18 protein-coding genes are annotated in these 16,259 nt (G+C 40.6%); 13 read left to right on the top strand and 5 right to left on the bottom strand.

Annotated elements, in window-relative coordinates; translation table 11 throughout:
• The first annotated feature begins 13 nt into the window (after positions 1-13).
• On the top strand, positions 14-811 hold the full coding sequence (locus FZC78_RS07205) for a TerC family protein (protein WP_148938975.1): 798 nt from the start codon (positions 14-16) through the stop codon (positions 809-811).
• A 235-nt stretch (positions 812-1,046) separates the two neighbouring features.
• Here the strand turns inward: FZC78_RS07205 and FZC78_RS07200 are convergent, their stop codons facing one another.
• Positions 1,047-2,063, bottom strand: coding sequence for an NADP-dependent oxidoreductase (locus FZC78_RS07200; protein ID WP_435874066.1), 1,017 nt, complete (start codon positions 2,061-2,063; stop codon positions 1,047-1,049).
• Positions 2,064-2,661: 598 nt separating this feature from the next.
• Here FZC78_RS07200 and FZC78_RS07195 point away from each other — a divergent pair.
• From FZC78_RS07195 to FZC78_RS07185, 3 genes are all read left to right on the top strand, one after another.
• Positions 2,662-2,961 (top strand): GNAT family N-acetyltransferase, encoded by a 300-nt coding sequence (locus FZC78_RS07195; RefSeq protein WP_252183537.1) that lies wholly within the window; start codon positions 2,662-2,664, stop codon positions 2,959-2,961.
• An 18-nt stretch (positions 2,962-2,979) separates the two neighbouring features.
• Positions 2,980-3,396 carry a GNAT family N-acetyltransferase gene (locus FZC78_RS07190; RefSeq protein ID WP_148938973.1) on the top strand — a complete coding sequence of 139 codons (417 nt, stop codon included), beginning with the start codon at positions 2,980-2,982 and terminating at the stop codon, positions 3,394-3,396.
• A 74-nt stretch (positions 3,397-3,470) separates the two neighbouring features.
• On the top strand, positions 3,471-3,656 hold the full coding sequence (locus tag FZC78_RS07185) for a hypothetical protein (protein WP_148938972.1): 186 nt from the start codon (positions 3,471-3,473) through the stop codon (positions 3,654-3,656).
• 23 nt (positions 3,657-3,679) lie between these two features.
• Here FZC78_RS07185 and FZC78_RS07180 read toward each other — a convergent pair whose 3' ends face one another.
• Both FZC78_RS07180 and FZC78_RS07175 read right to left on the bottom strand, forming a co-directional pair.
• Positions 3,680-4,144 (bottom strand): DinB family protein, encoded by a 465-nt coding sequence (locus FZC78_RS07180; protein WP_148938971.1) that lies wholly within the window; start codon positions 4,142-4,144, stop codon positions 3,680-3,682.
• A 126-nt stretch (positions 4,145-4,270) separates the two neighbouring features.
• Positions 4,271-4,852 (bottom strand): HD domain-containing protein, encoded by a 582-nt coding sequence (locus FZC78_RS07175; RefSeq protein ID WP_148938970.1) that lies wholly within the window; start codon positions 4,850-4,852, stop codon positions 4,271-4,273.
• 128 nt (positions 4,853-4,980) lie between these two features.
• Here FZC78_RS07175 and FZC78_RS07170 point away from each other — a divergent pair, with 128 nt between their 5' ends.
• From FZC78_RS07170 to FZC78_RS07145, 6 genes are all read left to right on the top strand, one after another.
• Complete coding sequence (locus FZC78_RS07170) at positions 4,981-5,187, top strand: YbxH family protein (protein ID WP_148938969.1); 207 nt, start codon at positions 4,981-4,983, stop codon at positions 5,185-5,187.
• Between the two features lie 19 nt (positions 5,188-5,206).
• Entirely contained in the window at positions 5,207-5,926 is a 720-nt protein-coding gene (locus FZC78_RS07165; RefSeq protein WP_148938968.1) for a hypothetical protein, read from the top strand.
• A gap of 487 nt (positions 5,927-6,413) precedes the next feature.
• Positions 6,414-7,748, top strand: a complete 1,335-nt coding sequence (locus tag FZC78_RS07160; protein ID WP_148938967.1) for a Na+/H+ antiporter NhaC family protein — start codon at positions 6,414-6,416, stop codon at positions 7,746-7,748.
• 121 nt (positions 7,749-7,869) lie between these two features.
• Positions 7,870-8,721: an STAS domain-containing protein gene (locus tag FZC78_RS07155; RefSeq protein ID WP_148938966.1), complete on the top strand. Its 852-nt coding sequence runs from the start codon at positions 7,870-7,872 to the stop codon at positions 8,719-8,721.
• Positions 8,722-9,225: 504 nt separating this feature from the next.
• Positions 9,226-10,344, top strand: a complete 1,119-nt coding sequence (locus FZC78_RS07150) for an NAD(P)/FAD-dependent oxidoreductase (protein WP_148938965.1) — start codon at positions 9,226-9,228, stop codon at positions 10,342-10,344.
• A 308-nt stretch (positions 10,345-10,652) separates the two neighbouring features.
• Positions 10,653-11,180 (top strand): hypothetical protein, encoded by a 528-nt coding sequence (locus tag FZC78_RS07145; protein WP_148938964.1) that lies wholly within the window; start codon positions 10,653-10,655, stop codon positions 11,178-11,180.
• Positions 11,181-11,692: 512 nt separating this feature from the next.
• On the opposite strand, the gene FZC78_RS07140 is transcribed toward FZC78_RS07145, so the two are convergent.
• Positions 11,693-12,085, bottom strand: coding sequence for a hypothetical protein (locus tag FZC78_RS07140; protein WP_148938963.1), 393 nt, complete (start codon positions 12,083-12,085; stop codon positions 11,693-11,695).
• 137 nt (positions 12,086-12,222) lie between these two features.
• Here FZC78_RS07140 and FZC78_RS07135 point away from each other — a divergent pair, with 137 nt between their 5' ends.
• The 3 genes from FZC78_RS07135 to FZC78_RS07125 all read left to right on the top strand — a co-directional run bounded on the left by FZC78_RS07135 (position 12,223) and on the right by FZC78_RS07125 (position 14,622).
• Positions 12,223-13,098: an SDR family oxidoreductase gene (locus FZC78_RS07135; RefSeq protein WP_148938962.1), complete on the top strand. Its 876-nt coding sequence runs from the start codon at positions 12,223-12,225 to the stop codon at positions 13,096-13,098.
• Positions 13,099-13,223: 125 nt separating this feature from the next.
• A complete protein-coding gene (locus FZC78_RS07130) occupies positions 13,224-13,427 on the top strand; it encodes a hypothetical protein (RefSeq protein ID WP_148938961.1) in 204 nt (67 codons plus the stop codon).
• A 7-nt stretch (positions 13,428-13,434) separates the two neighbouring features.
• Complete coding sequence (locus FZC78_RS07125; protein ID WP_148938960.1) at positions 13,435-14,622, top strand: alanyl-tRNA editing protein; 1,188 nt, start codon at positions 13,435-13,437, stop codon at positions 14,620-14,622.
• 259 nt (positions 14,623-14,881) lie between these two features.
• On the opposite strand, the gene FZC78_RS07120 is transcribed toward FZC78_RS07125, so the two are convergent.
• Entirely contained in the window at positions 14,882-15,751 is an 870-nt protein-coding gene (locus FZC78_RS07120) for a glycine betaine ABC transporter substrate-binding protein (RefSeq protein ID WP_148938959.1), read from the bottom strand.
• Positions 15,752-16,259 lie beyond the last annotated feature (508 nt).

Genomic DNA, 16,259 nt, shown 5'->3' with positions numbered 1-16,259 from the left:
GAGGAGATAGTAAATGGAATGGGCTTTATTAATGGAGTATTTATGGGTGCTGCTGCTGCTGATTGGAATTGAGGGTCTTCTTGCAGCAGACAATGCCTTAGTGTTGGCCATAATGGTCAAGCATCTGCCTGAGGAGCAAAGGAAAAAGGCATTATTTTATGGTCTGGCAGGTGCCTTTGTATTCAGGTTCGGATCCCTATTCGCCATCAGCTTTCTTGTGAATGTATGGCAGGTTCAGGCTATCGGGGCTCTTTATCTTCTATTTATTGCGGCTAATCATATTTTCAGGAAGCTCGTTGTAAAAAAGCAAAAAGGAACAGACCTCAAAAAAGAAAAAAAACCTTCAGGGTTCTGGTCGACTGTCTTTAAAGTGGAGCTTGCTGACATAGCCTTTGCTGTAGATTCGATATTGGCAGCTGTTGCCCTTGCTGTAGTACTTCCAGATACATCGCTGCCTCAGATAGGTGGTTTAGATGGAGGTAAATTTCTTGTCATCTTCGCAGGAGGATTAATCGGCTTGGTCATTATGAGATTCGCTGCTGGATTCTTCGTTAAATTGCTGCAAAGAAAACCTGGGCTGGAAATCGCTGCTTTCTTGATTGTTGGCTGGGTTGGGGTTAAGTTATCGGTATATACCCTATCACATCCAGCATTAGGAGTACTAAGCGAGAGTTTTGCTAAATCGCCAGAATGGAAAATAACCTTCTATGCAGTGCTGCTTCTTATCGCTGCAGGAGGATGGTTTCTATCTAAAGAAAAAGAGCCCGCAGAGAATACAAACTTGAAAAACAGCATAGATGTTGAAGGATAATTAGAGAAGACCGGCATAGTAATTATGCCGGTCTTTTAGCACCCTGGGGTTATGCAGGTTACAGGTGAGACGGTTTCTTGTTAAGGTCTGTTGTCAAAGCAGATTTGGCCGAGCGAACGCTGCTTTGCGGAGTATTGGCCCATTCTCTTTCTAAGTTCTGAGAGGGTGTATACCACCTCTCAACGAAAACCCAGTTTCAACTAAGCTTTGAAGACTGACTAAGAGGTCTTGTCTCTTACTCGGTATCACTGACTTTAACCAGCTGTTTACCCAGGTTATTCCCTTGGAACAAACCGAGAAAGGCTTCAGGTATATTGTCAAAGCCTTCTGTAATAGTCTCTTCATAAGAAAGTCTGCCTTCCGATAACCATTGGCCTAATTGAGATGCACCTTCCTTAAAACGATCTGCATAATCACTGACTACATATCCTTTCATTAAGGCACTCGACTTAATGAGGACTGTCTGGACACGATTTCCTATATCCCCTTCTGTGCTGTTATAAGCTGAAATAGCTCCGCAAACAGGGACACGGGCAAACTTATTGAGAAGGCTGAGTGCAGCATCGCCGATTTCTCCGCCGACATTCTCAAAATAAACATCAATTCCATCTGGACAGGTTTCCTTCAATGCATCTCTGATGTTTCCGCAAGTTCTATAGTTGATAGCTTTATCGAATCCAAGTTTTTCAGTTAAATACTCAACCTTTTCGTCAGATCCTGCAATCCCTACTACATAAGCGCCTTTTATCTTCGCGATTTGTCCTGCAGCAGAGCCGACTGCACCGGCGGCACCCGAAATGACTACAGTTTCCCCTTCTTTAGGCTGACCTATATCCATCAAGCCAAAATAAGCAGTCAAACCAGTCATCCCAAGGATTCCAAGGTAGGAAGATAAAGGGGCTAAAGAAGGATCCACTTTTCGTACTTCTTTTTCTGAAGCGATACAATATTCTTGCCAAGGAAGGATCCCGATTACGTAATCTCCTTCTGAAAAGCGGCTTGAATTGGTTTTAACAACCTGAGAGATGGCACCTCCCTCAATAGGTTCTCCCAATTTAAAGGGCTCAACGTACGATTTTGCATTCGACATCCTGCCTCTCATATATGGGTCTACTGAAAGATAGATCGTTTTCAAGAGTACTTGGTTATTTGCCGGTTCAGGAACAGGTACATCCTCATACTGAAAATCATTCCTTTCCGGTTTTCCATGCGGTCGTGAGGCTAAGCTGATACGTTTACTTTGTTTGGGGATCATAAAACTCCTCCTCATTTATATTAGTATCTTCTTAAATGGCTCTGTTCGTAAACTTTATTGCTATTGGATACTAATTCAGAAGAAAATAATAATAATTCACCGAAATAACCTGGTAAACACTAAAAGAAAAGAGCTGCTCTTCCAGATTAGAGAGAAAACCCTTAGTATCCGGGGAAAAATCCGGTTCTTGGGATTTTTCCGAAAGCAACAATGTATGCGAAAACAGCCTCTTAAATAAAGGTAGCATAAGAGACATTGCTTTTGAAAAGGTACTGCTCATTAGTTATTCAAAATGAACCCAAAGAAGGAATTTTCAAGATATTAGCGAATTGAAGACCTTCAAGATGCCTTTATTCACAATAAGACTTCAGGGATAATGGATATCAATCTATCCATTCAAGAAGAGGAGAGAATAAATGAGTTTCACTTTTTAAACAGCCGTAAGAAATGAGAGAGACATTATTTCAAATATGATGCAATATTACTTCTGTGACTTTTCAGAATTCAATGAGGAAGATATAATGGGCGATGGAAGGTTTGATGAATATCCTGCCAGGACTATTATTGGGAAGAAAAAGGCAGGCACCCTTTTATTATGAAGTATGAGGATAAGTATGCAGGATTCGCTTTTGTCAGGGAAATAGAGCAAGGAAATAAACAATATTACTCGATGGCGGAATTCTTTGTAATGAAGAAGTATAGGCGGTCGGGGCTGGGAAGGGTGGCCGCCGTTCAATTGTTCAATAGGTTTAGGGGAGAATGGGAGGTTTCTCAAATCAAGAGAAATCAGCCTGCCAAGAAATTCTGGAGATCGATGATAGAAGAATTTACAAATGGAAGCTGGACTGAGGTGGAAGTTGAAAGCAGGTCGATCCAGAGGTTCAGTTCTTACTAAAGGGAGAGGTTACTAACTGTGAAAATCAATCAGCAATGGGTCCAGGAAGATAGCGACTTCATCAGAAAAAAAGTGATAGAGCATAACATGAGCAGCATAAGTGATGAAGTCAAAACACCGCTTGAAAATGTCAGTTTCATTATCAGAAATGAGCAGGGGGAGATTGTCGGAGGAATAACTGGTACTTTGTTCTGGGGTCACTGTCATATCGATTTTTTATGGGTTGGTCAAAATTGCCGCGGGAAACGACTTGGAAAAGAACTTTTATTGAAAATGGAAAACCTGGCGAAGGAAAAAGGATGCTGCTTGGTGATCCTTGATACTTTCAGTTTTCAGGCTCCTGAATTTTACAAAAGTCAGGGATACAAGGTTTTTGGAACAGTCGATGATTTTCCTAAAGGTGAACGTCAATTTTATCTTGAGAAGCGCTTGTAAAATTGAATTTGCAATTTTTCTGAGTATAAGTTCCTGATTATAGCATAACCTAAGCTCGTTCAGGAGGTGATTTCATGTCTGATCAAAATAGACAAAACCAAAAAGATACAATTACGGACAATATCAAAGATGGAGCAGGTGCCGTATTCCATGCCACGCATAAAGCCCTGGAGGCTACTGAAAATGCAGCTATGGGCGCGGTGGATACTACTTCAAAAGCATTAAAAAATGTAACTGGTAACAATGATAGGAACGAATAAGAAACGCCGTGAACGGCGTTTCTTTACTTTGCCTGGATTTTTATGAAGTTGATGATTTGATTGGAGTGTTGATAGTCATGATCAGCAAATTCATGCATCAAATATGCGAGAGTGTATTGAGTTCCGTTTTTCGGGCAATGAGTTATACCATTAACTGTTAAGGGTTGTTCCAGTATTAGCAGGTATTTTTCCGTGTTAAGCTCACTGAGCAGTCTGTCCCTTAAATGAATAGACTGCTGAATGAGCTTTTCAAAGCGGAAGGTTTCTGTATTTTTAAGAGACCGGGCATTGCATTCATCATGAGAAGGAAAGGAAACCGCTTTTATTGACAATGCAGCAGGGAGCACTGTTTCTAAAAGATAAAGATCCCATCCATACATATGGCTGATGATTTGTTTGGTGGACCATTTTCCTTTTGCTAAAGGAAGATCAGATTGTTTTTCATCTAAAAAGACCAATTCTTCTAAGAAATCATTATACCTTTTCAATGCATCTGTTACAGTATTTGGTCCATCATTCTCGGCATCTCCCTTGTGTGATTTATTTTTTCTCTTTTATCAGAATAAAGAGGGACTATCTCTTTTTTGCTTTAAAGCGGGGAAATATACGCGTTTTTACGGTTTAAGCCAGCCGTTGTCTTTTCCTGTATCCACCCACGCCTGAATTTGGCGGTAGATTGAGGGGGAGAGCTCCTGTATCCATTCATTTCGCTTCAATACTTGTTGAGAGCGGATTCCGTGCTCTTTCCATGAAACACCGGACGTTGCGATATTGAGCATCAATGGCTGGATATGGTCAATGATGTGAGCAAAAGTTGCTTCAGGTGACTGTGCTTCTTCATATTCCTCCCACGTCTTTCTGTAATCGTCCTTTATTCCTTTGGGCAGCAAGCCATAAAGCCTGTCGGCAGCAAGCTTTTCACGCTGTATCTTATCCTTGTATCCTTCTTCGTCGAATGCATAGGTGTCTCCTGCATCGATTTCGACAATATCATGAAGCAGCAGCATTTTGATACTCTTGAATAAATCAACCTCTTCTTTATGTTCATACCCTTCCCAAAGGGTCATGGCCATCATCGCCACATGCCAGGAGTGTTCGGCCGTATTTTCATGTCTGCTTCCATCAGAAATATAAGTTCTTCTGATCACTTTTTTCAACTGGTCAATTTCTAATAAAAAATCAAAACATTCTTTCATTGAACCGTTCTCCTTAAAAAGGTTATTCATATGGAAATTTTACCATAAATAGTAATTCGGCGTAACGGGGATTATTCTTTTACATTTTTAATCATACTAACTTGAGAAAACATTTAAGGAGACAGGATATGGGCGCGATTGATGCAAATGGCTTTGTGTTTGAGACTGAATTCAGTGTGACTGCTCAAAAAGGAGCCATCCATGTGTATAAGGAAGGTACTTTTGTGGAAGAAATCCGGTTTGAGTTCAACGGGAAGTTTCCGCAACATGACCAAATTGAAGAGCTCGTCAACAATTATTGTTATACACATCAACGTAAAAACAATGATATTTAAAAAAAGGGGTGGATTTTCAGTGAATATAGAGTGGTTCGACAGAGTCAGTGGTGAGCTTCAGGATCATCTTCAATCAATTTGTGAGAAATATGATAAAGAAGGGCAAATGAAAATTGATCGCGGGTCAAAGCATCCGCGGATTGAATTCTATGTTGAGACAGAAGATGGTGAAAGAGACTACTTTTGCTCTCTTCTATTTGATCCATATAACGAAGAGTTTTATATGGAATCCTATGATATCGATTATGGACAAAGTCTTAAAATCATTCTTCCTGACATTGAGGACCTTATTGATGCCGTCCATGAAAGTCTTCACGATTATCTCAATATGGAAGAAGTTGATTTTTACGATGAAACAGATGAATACGATGATGATCATATTGATTATATAGTGGATGATGAAGATGAAGAAGGTCCAGTGCATTATGTCGTTGATGACCATGATGATGATTATGAAGAGCAGACAGAAGAAGATATTCTGGAAGAAGTCGATGTAGAATGGGAAACTCCAGAGGTCACTGCTTTCTTACACGGTGATGAAGTGGAGGTCACCTATCAGTTTGGTATTCTCACTGAAACAGGTGATGGTGTATTAAGAAGGCTGAATAGAATTGTAACAGCTGATGATCGGCTGATAAAGGATGAATCTCATTTCATTTTCAGTAAGGAAGAAGCCAATACCATCATTGCAATGATCGCCAGCCATAGTGATAAGCTGAAGGAATTCGACTTTGAATGATTGGGGGCAGGTCCATTATCTTTTCGCGCAGGTCCATCTCAGCAATAAGCACAAGTCTATCAACGTGAAAACAAGATATATGAGACATTGAAATACGACCAGAGGGAAATCCCTGGTCGTTTTCCTGTGTCCCCGGGTTTCTTTTTAAAAGCTCTGTTCGGAAATTTTGTGGCTGTTCAATGTTTCATAAGGCAGTGCCTTAATGTACCAGAAAAAAACTGTTAATCAAGAGAAAAATGAGCTGCTCTACCAATTAGAGAGGAAGACCCTTTGTATCTGGGGTATCGGACTCTTGGGATTACTCCGAAAGCAATAATATAGACCAAAACATTCTATTTATAAAAGTCCTTTTTCTAAACCTTTACAGCCATACAACTTTGGATTGAGTTGATTCTCCCTTAAAGGAAAAGGAAGCTCTATAAATAAATCCACCTAAGAAATCCGATTTATAGTAAACTTTTGCTTAGAAGGTTAGGAGTGGGTAATTATGAGATCTTGGAACTTTACTTTAAGGCAAGTGCTCGCTGTCATCGCAGTTACATTATCAGGGGTTCTGGTTACAGTCAGTTTGGAATTCCCTCTTTTCTTTGGTTTTTTGCCTGGTTATTCTGCTCTTACAATACTGGTTCTTTCAAAAGGGGCACGTTTAAAAGAAGTGCTTAGAATATCGTGGGCTGGAGTGAAGAAGACAAGAGGTGTCATATATATCCTGCTGCTGGTCAGCTTTCTCCTTCCATCCTGGTATATTTCCGGAGTAATTCAACAGCTTGTTTCCATGGCGTTGTATTTAGTCACTCCCAATCACTTTTATGTTCTTTCTTTTATAATTTGTCTGGTTTTTTCTATGATTCTGGGTACTTCAGTAGGAACGTTGAGTGCTGTCGGCATACCTTTAATGAGCAGTGCTCTTGCCCTTGACCTTTCATCTGCCATAACTGCAGGTGCCTTGGTTTCCGGAGCTTTTGTAGGKGACAGGACTTCTCCTTTTTCCAGTTCACACCAGCTTTTATCACACACAGTGGAGGTCAGGACAGGGAAGCAGTTTAAGAAGCTCCTTCCTACCACTATAACTGCCATATGTGTGTGCGTGATTTTTTATATGGTCATAGACTCTGGAAGGCACTACGGAACAACTGTTTTTTCGAATCAAACCTTCGAGTGGGGAAATCTTTCTATCATTAAATTTCTGCCTCCCTTTATATTGGTTGCTTTTGTTGTACTTCGCGTTCGTATTCTCTATGCATTCATCTGCAGTGTTTTGTCTGCCTGTCTGATAGGTGTGGCGGAAGGTGCGGGGATTTTCTTCATCCTTGAAGCCTTGTGGTATGGAGTGGAAGGGATCGGAGGCGGCCTTTCAAGTATGCTCTTCCTGCTTCTGTTTTTAGCGCTGGCGGGTGCCTATAATGGAATCATGGAAGGATACCGGATTATTCAGCCTCTGCTTGACCGCTGGCTGAGAAATTCCAAAGGACTTTTCAATGATTCGATCAAAACGATCATAGCGACATTCATTATTTCGATGATCTCTGCGAATCAGACACTGCCAATCATTTTAACAGGCCGCTCTTTTTTGCACCACTGGGACGTAAAGTATGATAAATCCGAATTAGCGAGAACCATGGGAGATTCGACCATGGTGTTTCCTGGCATGATTCCTTGGAGTGTGCTGGCCATCATGTGCAGTACGATTTTAGGAGTGCCGATTCTATCATATCTTCCATATGCTGTGTTTTTATGGATTCTGCCTATATTGACCTTGCTGCTATCCATGTATAAACAAAGCAGAACTGTACATCATTTAGAAGCGAAATCTACGAATTGATTGTTTTGCTTCCGTTTCTTAGAATCTCTATAAACGGTGGCACGAAAGCATTATTTGTATCTTTTTTAGGGGTCTTAGGTTAATATTAGAGGATAAACGCTTCAGAAGGGAGTAAGGGTGAATGCATCTGAATAAGGAATTACATGAGTATTTTCTGAACCATACAAAAGAAATGAGTGAGGAATGGTATCAAACCATTAACAAAAAAAATTCCTCCGGTATATATGTGACCACTGACCAGGACTCTATTAGAAAATTGAAGCAGCAAAACTATGAATTCTACTTACATATGGCAAACATCTTTTTGGAAGAAAGAGATGCGTTTTTCGATGCGTTTAATAAATGGATCCATAAAATAGCGAATGATAGCGGACACATAGAAACACCGATTCATTATGTAATCAGGGAATTCTTAAGAGTGAGAGATCAATACTTTTCTTATATCAATCGATTCGCAAAAGAAAATGATCAAAAAATTGAACAGCAAAGAATTGATAATTGGAAAGATTTGATTCAGGATGTTTTTGATTACGTTGTTCTTCAGTTTGTCGAAGGAACACACAATGCTTCCTTGAAACAATTAAGAGCACAGCAGGAAATGATTAACGAGCTGAGTTCACCTATCATTTCCATCAGTTCTGATACGGCTTTGCTTCCGCTTGTGGGAGATATTGATACAGCGAGGGCTAAAGTGATATTGGAAAATACCCTTGAACAATGTACCGCTAAAGAAGTCGATCAACTATTCATAGATCTATCAGGTGTTGTCATTATAGATACGATGGTTGCACATGAAATATTTCAGTTAATCGATGCTTTAAATTTGATTGGTGTCAAAACAACACTCTCTGGTATCCGCCCGGAAATTGCTGTGACAGCTGTTCAACTTGGGATTCCTTTGGACAGAATCTCAATCGAGTCCACCCTTTCTAACTCAATTGCCAAACATGTGGGTTCACTTTCCGCAAAATAAATATTAATGACAGCCCGGGACAGAGTTGAAAACTTGTTTCGGGCTTTTTCGTTGTTTAGGAAATTAAAGAAATTATAAAAGCTCTTTTCGTAAACTTTGTTGCTATTTCATACTAAATCCGAAGAAATAACCCTAATTCACGGGTATAACCTCGTAAATAGGAAAAGAAAAGGGCTGCTCTTCCCGATTAGAAAGTAATACCTCAGTATCCAGGGGAAAAATCCGGCTCTTGGGATTTTTCCGAATGTAACAGTTTATGCGAAAACCCCCTTATAAAAACACCCTCAGTGGATAACTTATAGCTATGTTCTGGGACTAAGTAAAGCTATTGAATGCCTCTTTTACGGCAAAGGACATTTTCATTTTGCAGCCTTTCTTGTCCTGAAACTTCAAGCACATGTTCAACTTCACCGATTCAACAAAACATGTGGTTTTATAAATGTTGAGAATCGGGGCTGCCTCTAGTACAATCGACGAATAGAGAATGTAAAGAGTGGTGTTTAAATGAAGATGGTCATTATCATTGGCGGAGGAGTACTTGGTGCTTCCACAGCCTATCATCTGGCTAAACAAGGAGCGGAGGTGCTCATTGTCGACAGGCCTCAGCCAGGACAGGCTACAGATGCTGCTGCAGGCATTGTTTGTCCATGGTTATCACAACGGAGAAATAAAGCATGGTACAGGCTTGTTAAAGGTGGAGCCCGCTATTACCCTTCGCTTATTCAACAGCTTAAAGAGGATGGCGAGACGGAGACCGGCTATAAGCAGGTCGGAGCTATCAGCCTGCATCCTGATAGGGAAAAATTAGAGATGATGGCTGAACGCGCAGAAAAAAGGCGGGAAAATGCACCTGAAATCGGGGAGATTCGTATCTTGTCCAAGGAGGATACTCAAAAGCTGCTGCCGCTCCTATCGGAAGAGTACGGTTCCGTCTACATAAGCGGCGGTGCGCGAGTCAATGGCAGGGCACTCAGAAATGCCTTGTTGAATGGGGCGAAAAAGCATGGTGCACGGTTCATACAAGGACATGCTTCGCTGCTCTTTGAAGGGGAAAGAGTTTATGGTGCTGCTGTGGAGGGAGAACGATACCTGGCAGATGAAGTAGTCCTGACTGGGGGAGCTTGGGGTTCCGATCTACTGAAACCTTTAGGGCTCACATTTAAAGTAACTTTTCAAAAAGCTCAGATACTGCATATGCACATGAAAGAATTTCAGACGGAAGATTGGCCTGTTGTCATACCGCCCAACAATCAATACCTGCTTGGTTTTGAGGATGGCAGAATCGTTGCGGGTGCCACACATGAGGATGATACTGGCTATGATGTTCGCCCAACTGCTGGCGGAATTTTTGAAATATTGGACAAGACAATGAAGTTTGCTCCAGGTATATCCAATGGGGAAATAATTGAAACAAGGGTTGGTTTCAGGCCGTATACACCAGGTTTCCTTCCTATTATAGGAAGAGTTCCTGGTGTTGATGGTGCCCTGATTGCCAATGGGCTCGGGGCTTCGGGGTTGACCAGCGGCCCCTACCTTGGGGCAGAACTGGCTAGGTTGGCATTGGGGATGGAGACGGAACTGGACTTGTGTGATTATCCTGTTCATGGAGCAATGGGTGATTAACAAAAATTCGATGGGGGACGAAACGCTTATAGTTTCGTTCTTTTTTTGCGTTAGAATTTCTTCAATCATCTTTTTGAATAATGTTTAACTATGTTATCCTCATCCAGCTTCAGCGCCTAGCCCCTCGGGGTCAAATAACCTCAAGAGAATAAAAGGAAAGACCGCCTTTTTTTCTCTTGAGAACATTTGCCTGTCGGGGCTGATTGAGGCGCTTCCGCTTTTGATCACGGATATGTAGGGAACTTGGGCACATAAAAAGAGTGGTATTGAATGAAACTAAGGGAAATATAAATTTGGCAGGTTTTGTAATGAGTATAGTTATTTTACTATTATACATTCTGGCAGGGATAAAATTCGGAGAATGGTCGGAGTTTGAGAAATATTACTCCACTTTACTTTATTTAATCATAGGTGACTTGCTGGCGCAGTTCCTCCTTTTCCAACATTCTCTGTGGATGTTTCATCCCATGGATGCTGTAGATCGTTTTTTTTATTTGAATCATACATATATTGCTTTATTGAAAATGGCCGTACAATACACAGTCACGATAGCCATTTTCATTGGCAGGCTGCCTGAAGGGCTGGGCAGTAAATTTCTTAGGGTACTGTTGTGGTCAGCGATTTATGGAGCCAATGAATTTGTCACTAACCATTTTGGCGGCTTAACTTATCACAGAGGCTGGAACTATGGCTGGGATATTGCTTTCAATTTAATGATGTTTATTATGCTGATCATCCACTATAAGAGACCCTTGACAGCCTGGGTTCTGACGGTACCGATTATCATCACTCTTTGGGTAATATTTGATATCCCTTTAAGAGTGCTGAAGGAATAAAACTAAAGTAACTTGTTTTAAAAGCTGCTTGAAGATGCGCTGGTATACCTTCCAAGCTCCCGAAGGATTAAGTGCCGGAACTAGATAATGAAAATGATTTGTGATAATAGGGAGGGAAAACACAACCTTTTTGAAGGATTATCCTGCTTGTGCTTTGAAATGAATATCCGAAATTCTGGCTTACCAAGACTGTACCGATAAAGGAGAAAGGAAAGCTGCACTTCCATTAAGAAAAGCAGAATGTACACCAGGAAGAGAAGAGGCAGAATGATTGTTTTGAAGCCATTCGTGAAAAATAGAAGAAGTAATGGTGCAGAGAAATGGGAAAATGAAGATAATTATATGCGAGGACCGAAAAAAACTGTAGTGAGTAGGAAAAAGTCCTAAGAAGGGATACATCAATTTGGTAACACTGGAAGTAAACGGTCTCATAAGAAAAACGCTTGGACAGCCAAGCGTTTTTTGGTTTGCATCCTCTTTTAATAGCCACTAATCCAAGAAGAAGCTGCTGCTTAATGAACTGCTCCCGAAGTGAAAGGGGCTTTTAACTTCTCCCATAAAGGTGCAGGAATAGAAACAGGCTTTTGTTTTGCCGCGGATTCTTCATAAGACCTATAAGAGTAAATCGTCTTTTCTTGTGAGGATATTGTCAGTTGCAAAATAAACTCATCTCTATCCCCTTTTGTTTCTAATTGAAGAAAGTAAGGAAATAAATCGAGTTCATATGTATGGAAGACATTCTCCAGGAGTTTATGGCTGGTATGCTTTGTTTTATCATGCCTTTTAATCAAGGCAGGCATATTAGTAAATGGGATTTTTTCACTTGAATGATCATGAATCATTTCTTCAAAATCATGAGTCAGGTGTTTAGAAAAGGTTTTAATTCTTTCTATAAATTCATTCATCAAACTCCTCCTTTTTAATAAAGTGCCCGCTGCAAGGAATTTCATTCCCGTCCAAAATATGGGTGGTGAAATGAGGTTTATCTTAAAAAACAAAGGGAAAGGTTAGCATATACAAAAAATTATGGAGGGATAACATTATGACAGACAAAAAAAGACCTGAATCAGTACCTGGACAAGAACAAAGCCATCAGCCTGGAATCGAATCTGAAATGGACCCAAGACCTGATTTTACAGGAAATCTTGCAGGTGTATCCAAAAGATTGAATGGAAAGACTGCATTGGTAACAGGTGGTGACAGCGGTATAGGCAGAGCTGTCGCTGTTGCCTATGCTAAAGAGGGTGCAGATGTAGCTATCGTTTATCTAGAAGAAGATAGTGATGCAAAAGAAACAAAAGAGTATGTTGAAAAAGAAGGCGGTAAGTGCCTGCTCATTCCTGGGGATGTGGGTGACGAAGAATTCTGCCAGCAAGCGGTGCAGAAGACCATTGATGAATTCGGCAAATTAGATATTTTGGTTAACAATGCAGGGGAGCAGCACCCGCAGGATTCAATAGAAGATATTACGAAAGACCAGCTGACAAAAACATTCAGCACCAATATCTTCTCTATGTTTTATCTGACGAAAGAAGCTCTAAAGCATATGAAAGAAGGAGCTTCAATTATTAATACATCATCCATCACAGCTTATCAGGGCATGCCGCAGCTGATAGATTATTCTGCGACTAAAGGTGCGATTACCACATTTACGAGATCGCTGTCTCAGTCATTGATTGACCGTAAAATCAGGGTAAATGCAGTCGCACCAGGACCAATATGGACTCCTCTCATCCCGTCAACATTTTCCAAAGAGACAGTTGATGGATTTGGCGGAGATGCCGTACCTGTTCCGATGAAGCGGCCTGGACAGCCGGCTGAACTTGCAGGCAGCTATGTCTTCCTTGCGAGTGAGGATGCATCCTATATTTCTGGACAGATGATTCATGTGAACGGCGGCACAATTGTCAATGGATAACAAATGGCACTCTCTTTTATGAAGAGGGTGCTTTTCTAGTTTAAATCATCACCTCATTGGAATGATAAAAACAAAGAAGTATTCAATCAACCCCATACTTCATAAGGAATAAAGGAGGAAAACTGATGTTTATAGTACCGCTGCTTGCAGGTCTGGCCCTTTTGATTTTTGCTTTTGCGGGGCTTAAAGGCAAAGATGCAGATAATGTGCAGAATAAGATTGTGAAAATCGGATTTATTCTACTTGGACTGTTCCTCATATATGTAGGTATAATGGATAGTATATCTCTGTTAACCGATCCCTCGGGCTATATTGAACAAAGAAGGTGACTAAAAAATGACACAAAAACTGTATTACCTCGATCAATATATACGCGATTTCAAGACAAAACTGATTTCACAGGAAAGAAGTGAGGATGGTAGGTGGTTCGCAATCCTGGAAGAGACTGCTTTTTATCCGGCAGGAGGAGGGCAGCCATCTGACACGGGCACGCTTAATGATAATGCTGTCGTGGAAGTTGAGGAAATAGCTGGTGTCATTCGGCACTACATGGACAGGCCGCTGGAGTCCTCTCATGAAGTAGAGGGGCGGATAGAGTGGGATAAGCGCCTTGACCATATGCAGCAGCACTCAGGTCAGCATATTTTGTCTGCTGCGTTCTCTGGAAGTTCAGGCTATGAAACAGTCAGCTTTCATCTAGGAAAGGAAACATGTTCAATCGACTTAAACATTGAGGAAATATCTGAAGAAGATTGCATGAAAGCCGAAGCCCTCGCGAACCAAAAAATTATGGAGAACATTCCAATACATACGAAATGGATATCGAAGAATGAACTCGCTCACTATCCCCTTCGGAAAACGCCGACTGTGGAGAAAGACATCAGACTGGTCATCATTCCGGGTTTTGATTACAATGGCTGCGGAGGTACACATCCAAAAAGTACTGGACAGGCAGGGATGATTAAAATCCTTGATTGGGAGAAACAAAGAAAAAATATAAGAGTGACGTTTGTTTGCGGAAAGCGTGTCACCTCCCAGTTACATCAGAAAAATGAAGTCTTAAAGGAACTGACAGGTGTATTGAATGCACCACCTCCCCAAATGTCCCAGGCAGTACGCACATTGATCGAAAATGCAAATAAAAATGAAAAACTGCTGGCTGAAGCAAGGGAGACCATCCTTGACTATGAAGCAGATATTCTCTCTCGATCCTTTGAGGATATAAAAGGGTTGAAAGTAGTGAAACAGATTTTCAGCCAAAGATCCATGGCAGATTTACAGCATTTAGCCAAAGGCGTTCTACAGGCAAATGAGGCTGTCGTTTTGCTAGTGAGTGAAAATGGAGATAAGCTGCAATTTGTATTTGGATCTGCAAAAGCTGATAAGAATATGAAAGAGCTGATGGCATATGCTGTCCAACTGACTGAAGGAAAAGGAGGAGGCAGACCATCTTTAGCTCAAGGAGGGGGAAATGCTGTATTAACTGGCGAGGAACTCATGGAGCGGTTACTAGATAAATTTTAAGTTCATCGAAATATCGGGGGATTTAGCAGGCAGTCGAGGCGAGAATACGGTTAAGAAAAAAGATCAAGATCCTCCATTGCCCCAATGATCATCTCTCTGTTCTGAAAATGAATAAAACTGAGATAAAATGATAGAAGGCAAAAAACTGTAAGTTTTCTGCCTGATTAGCATGTGTAATAGTAAGCTTAGGCTCTTCATGGAGACAGCCAAAAACAGGACCCTTTATTTCCGTAGTGCTAAAGGATATGATTTCTGTCTGTCACTTAAGCCATTGATCCACTAAATCACGATTTTCATCGATCCATGCCTTTGCACCTTCGGCGGGATCACCTGTTTCTTTAACTGTCGCCATGAGACTACCGAGTGTTTCATCATCCATCTGCCAGTTATTCATCCATTTAATTACTTCTGGGTGGTCTTCTTCAAAGCCTTTTCTTGTCATATAGTATATGTCATCCGGATCTCCATAAACTTTTTTAGGATCTTCCAGATATTTCAGGTCATATCCAGAAAAAGCCCAGTGCGGATTCCAAAGGGTTACCACGATAGGTTCTTTATCTTTGTATGCTTTTGATAATTCTGCCATCATGGCTGGTCCTGAGCTTGTTACCAGATCAAATTCAAGGCCATATTCTTCTATAGCATCCTGAGTCATGGATGTTAAGCTTGCTCCAGGATCGATACCGACGATTCTTCCGCCGAATTCTTCTTTTCTCTCATTAAGTTCTTCAATACTTGAAATATCCTCCATATAAGAAGGCACTACCAATCCAAGTCCGGTATTTTCATACCATATTTCATGCATATCAAGGTTTTCTTCGTACTTATCCATTAATGGTTTGTCTGTGTGCGGAAGCCATACTTCCGCTGCAATATCGAGCTCATCCCTGGTGATTCCAAGCCAAACAGGAGCTTTTTCCATGGATTTTAATTCTACTTCGTAATTCTTTTCTTCAAGAAGAACCTTCCACATATTCGAGACAGCAACATTCTCTGCCCAGTTATTTAAACCTATCACCACGGAATTATCCTGGGCTCCGCCATTCCCGTCATCCCCATTATTACAGCCGGTTAAAACTATTCCGGAAACCAATAAAGCTAAAAATAATAAATTCAACCATCTTTTCATATGACAACACCTCATATTTTATTTAGTCCTAAGAATATTCTTTCCTCGTTGTGATTGGATTATGTAGAAGGGATTCCTGATAAGTGAGCTTTTCTGCCTGCGCGTTTGAGAGACAAAATAAAGAGATTTTGAAAATAACAATAACAATTTTGTGAATTCTGGTGAATTGAAAAAAAACTTCGAGAGTTTGAAGAATTTACACGTAATTCGTAGATACCAATAGGCGTTTGTGAGGTAAGGGTTACGCGGATTAGTTTTAACAAGGCTGCTTTCACATAGATTGTTGCTTTCGGAAAAATTTCTTTTCCCAGGGTAATAAGGAATTTCTCTCTAATCAAGGAAAGCAGCTCTTTTCTTTTCATGATCACCAAGTTATTAAGATGAATTATGATTAGTTTTTTTGGAATTAGTATCCAAATAGCAACAAAGGTTACGAAAAGAGCCTTTAACAAAGATCTACAGATAATAAAAAATGTCCTTCTCTTTTTTAAAATTCTAGAGTATACTA

Origin of the sequence: Rossellomorea vietnamensis, from assembly GCF_008180415.1 — a bacterium.
Taxonomy (GTDB): domain Bacteria; phylum Bacillota; class Bacilli; order Bacillales; family Bacillaceae_B; genus Rossellomorea; species Rossellomorea vietnamensis_C.
Note: the sequence above shows the minus strand (reverse complement) of the source record. Positions and strands in the feature narration are given on the sequence as shown.

Bases quoted from the DNA above. Each gene is read 5' to 3' on its own strand.
- FZC78_RS07205 (WP_148938975.1), top strand. From the start codon at position 14: ATGGAATGGGCTTTATTAATGGAGTATTTATGGGTGCTGCTGCTGCTG.
- FZC78_RS07195 (WP_252183537.1), top strand. From the start codon at position 2,662: ATGAAGTATGAGGATAAGTATGCAGGATTCGCTTTTGTCAGGGAAATA.
- FZC78_RS07185 (WP_148938972.1), top strand. From the start codon at position 3,471: ATGTCTGATCAAAATAGACAAAACCAAAAAGATACAATTACGGACAAT.
- FZC78_RS07175 (WP_148938970.1), bottom strand. From the start codon at position 4,852: ATGAAAGAATGTTTTGATTTTTTATTAGAAATTGACCAGTTGAAAAAA.
- FZC78_RS07170 (WP_148938969.1), top strand. From the start codon at position 4,981: ATGGGCGCGATTGATGCAAATGGCTTTGTGTTTGAGACTGAATTCAGT.
- FZC78_RS07155 (WP_148938966.1), top strand. From the start codon at position 7,870: ATGCATCTGAATAAGGAATTACATGAGTATTTTCTGAACCATACAAAA.
- FZC78_RS07150 (WP_148938965.1), top strand. From the start codon at position 9,226: ATGAAGATGGTCATTATCATTGGCGGAGGAGTACTTGGTGCTTCCACA.
- FZC78_RS07145 (WP_148938964.1), top strand. From the start codon at position 10,653: ATGAGTATAGTTATTTTACTATTATACATTCTGGCAGGGATAAAATTC.
- FZC78_RS07140 (WP_148938963.1), bottom strand. From the start codon at position 12,085: ATGAATGAATTTATAGAAAGAATTAAAACCTTTTCTAAACACCTGACT.
- FZC78_RS07135 (WP_148938962.1), top strand. From the start codon at position 12,223: ATGACAGACAAAAAAAGACCTGAATCAGTACCTGGACAAGAACAAAGC.
- FZC78_RS07130 (WP_148938961.1), top strand. From the start codon at position 13,224: ATGTTTATAGTACCGCTGCTTGCAGGTCTGGCCCTTTTGATTTTTGCT.
- FZC78_RS07125 (WP_148938960.1), top strand. From the start codon at position 13,435: ATGACACAAAAACTGTATTACCTCGATCAATATATACGCGATTTCAAG.
- FZC78_RS07120 (WP_148938959.1), bottom strand. From the start codon at position 15,751: ATGAAAAGATGGTTGAATTTATTATTTTTAGCTTTATTGGTTTCCGGA.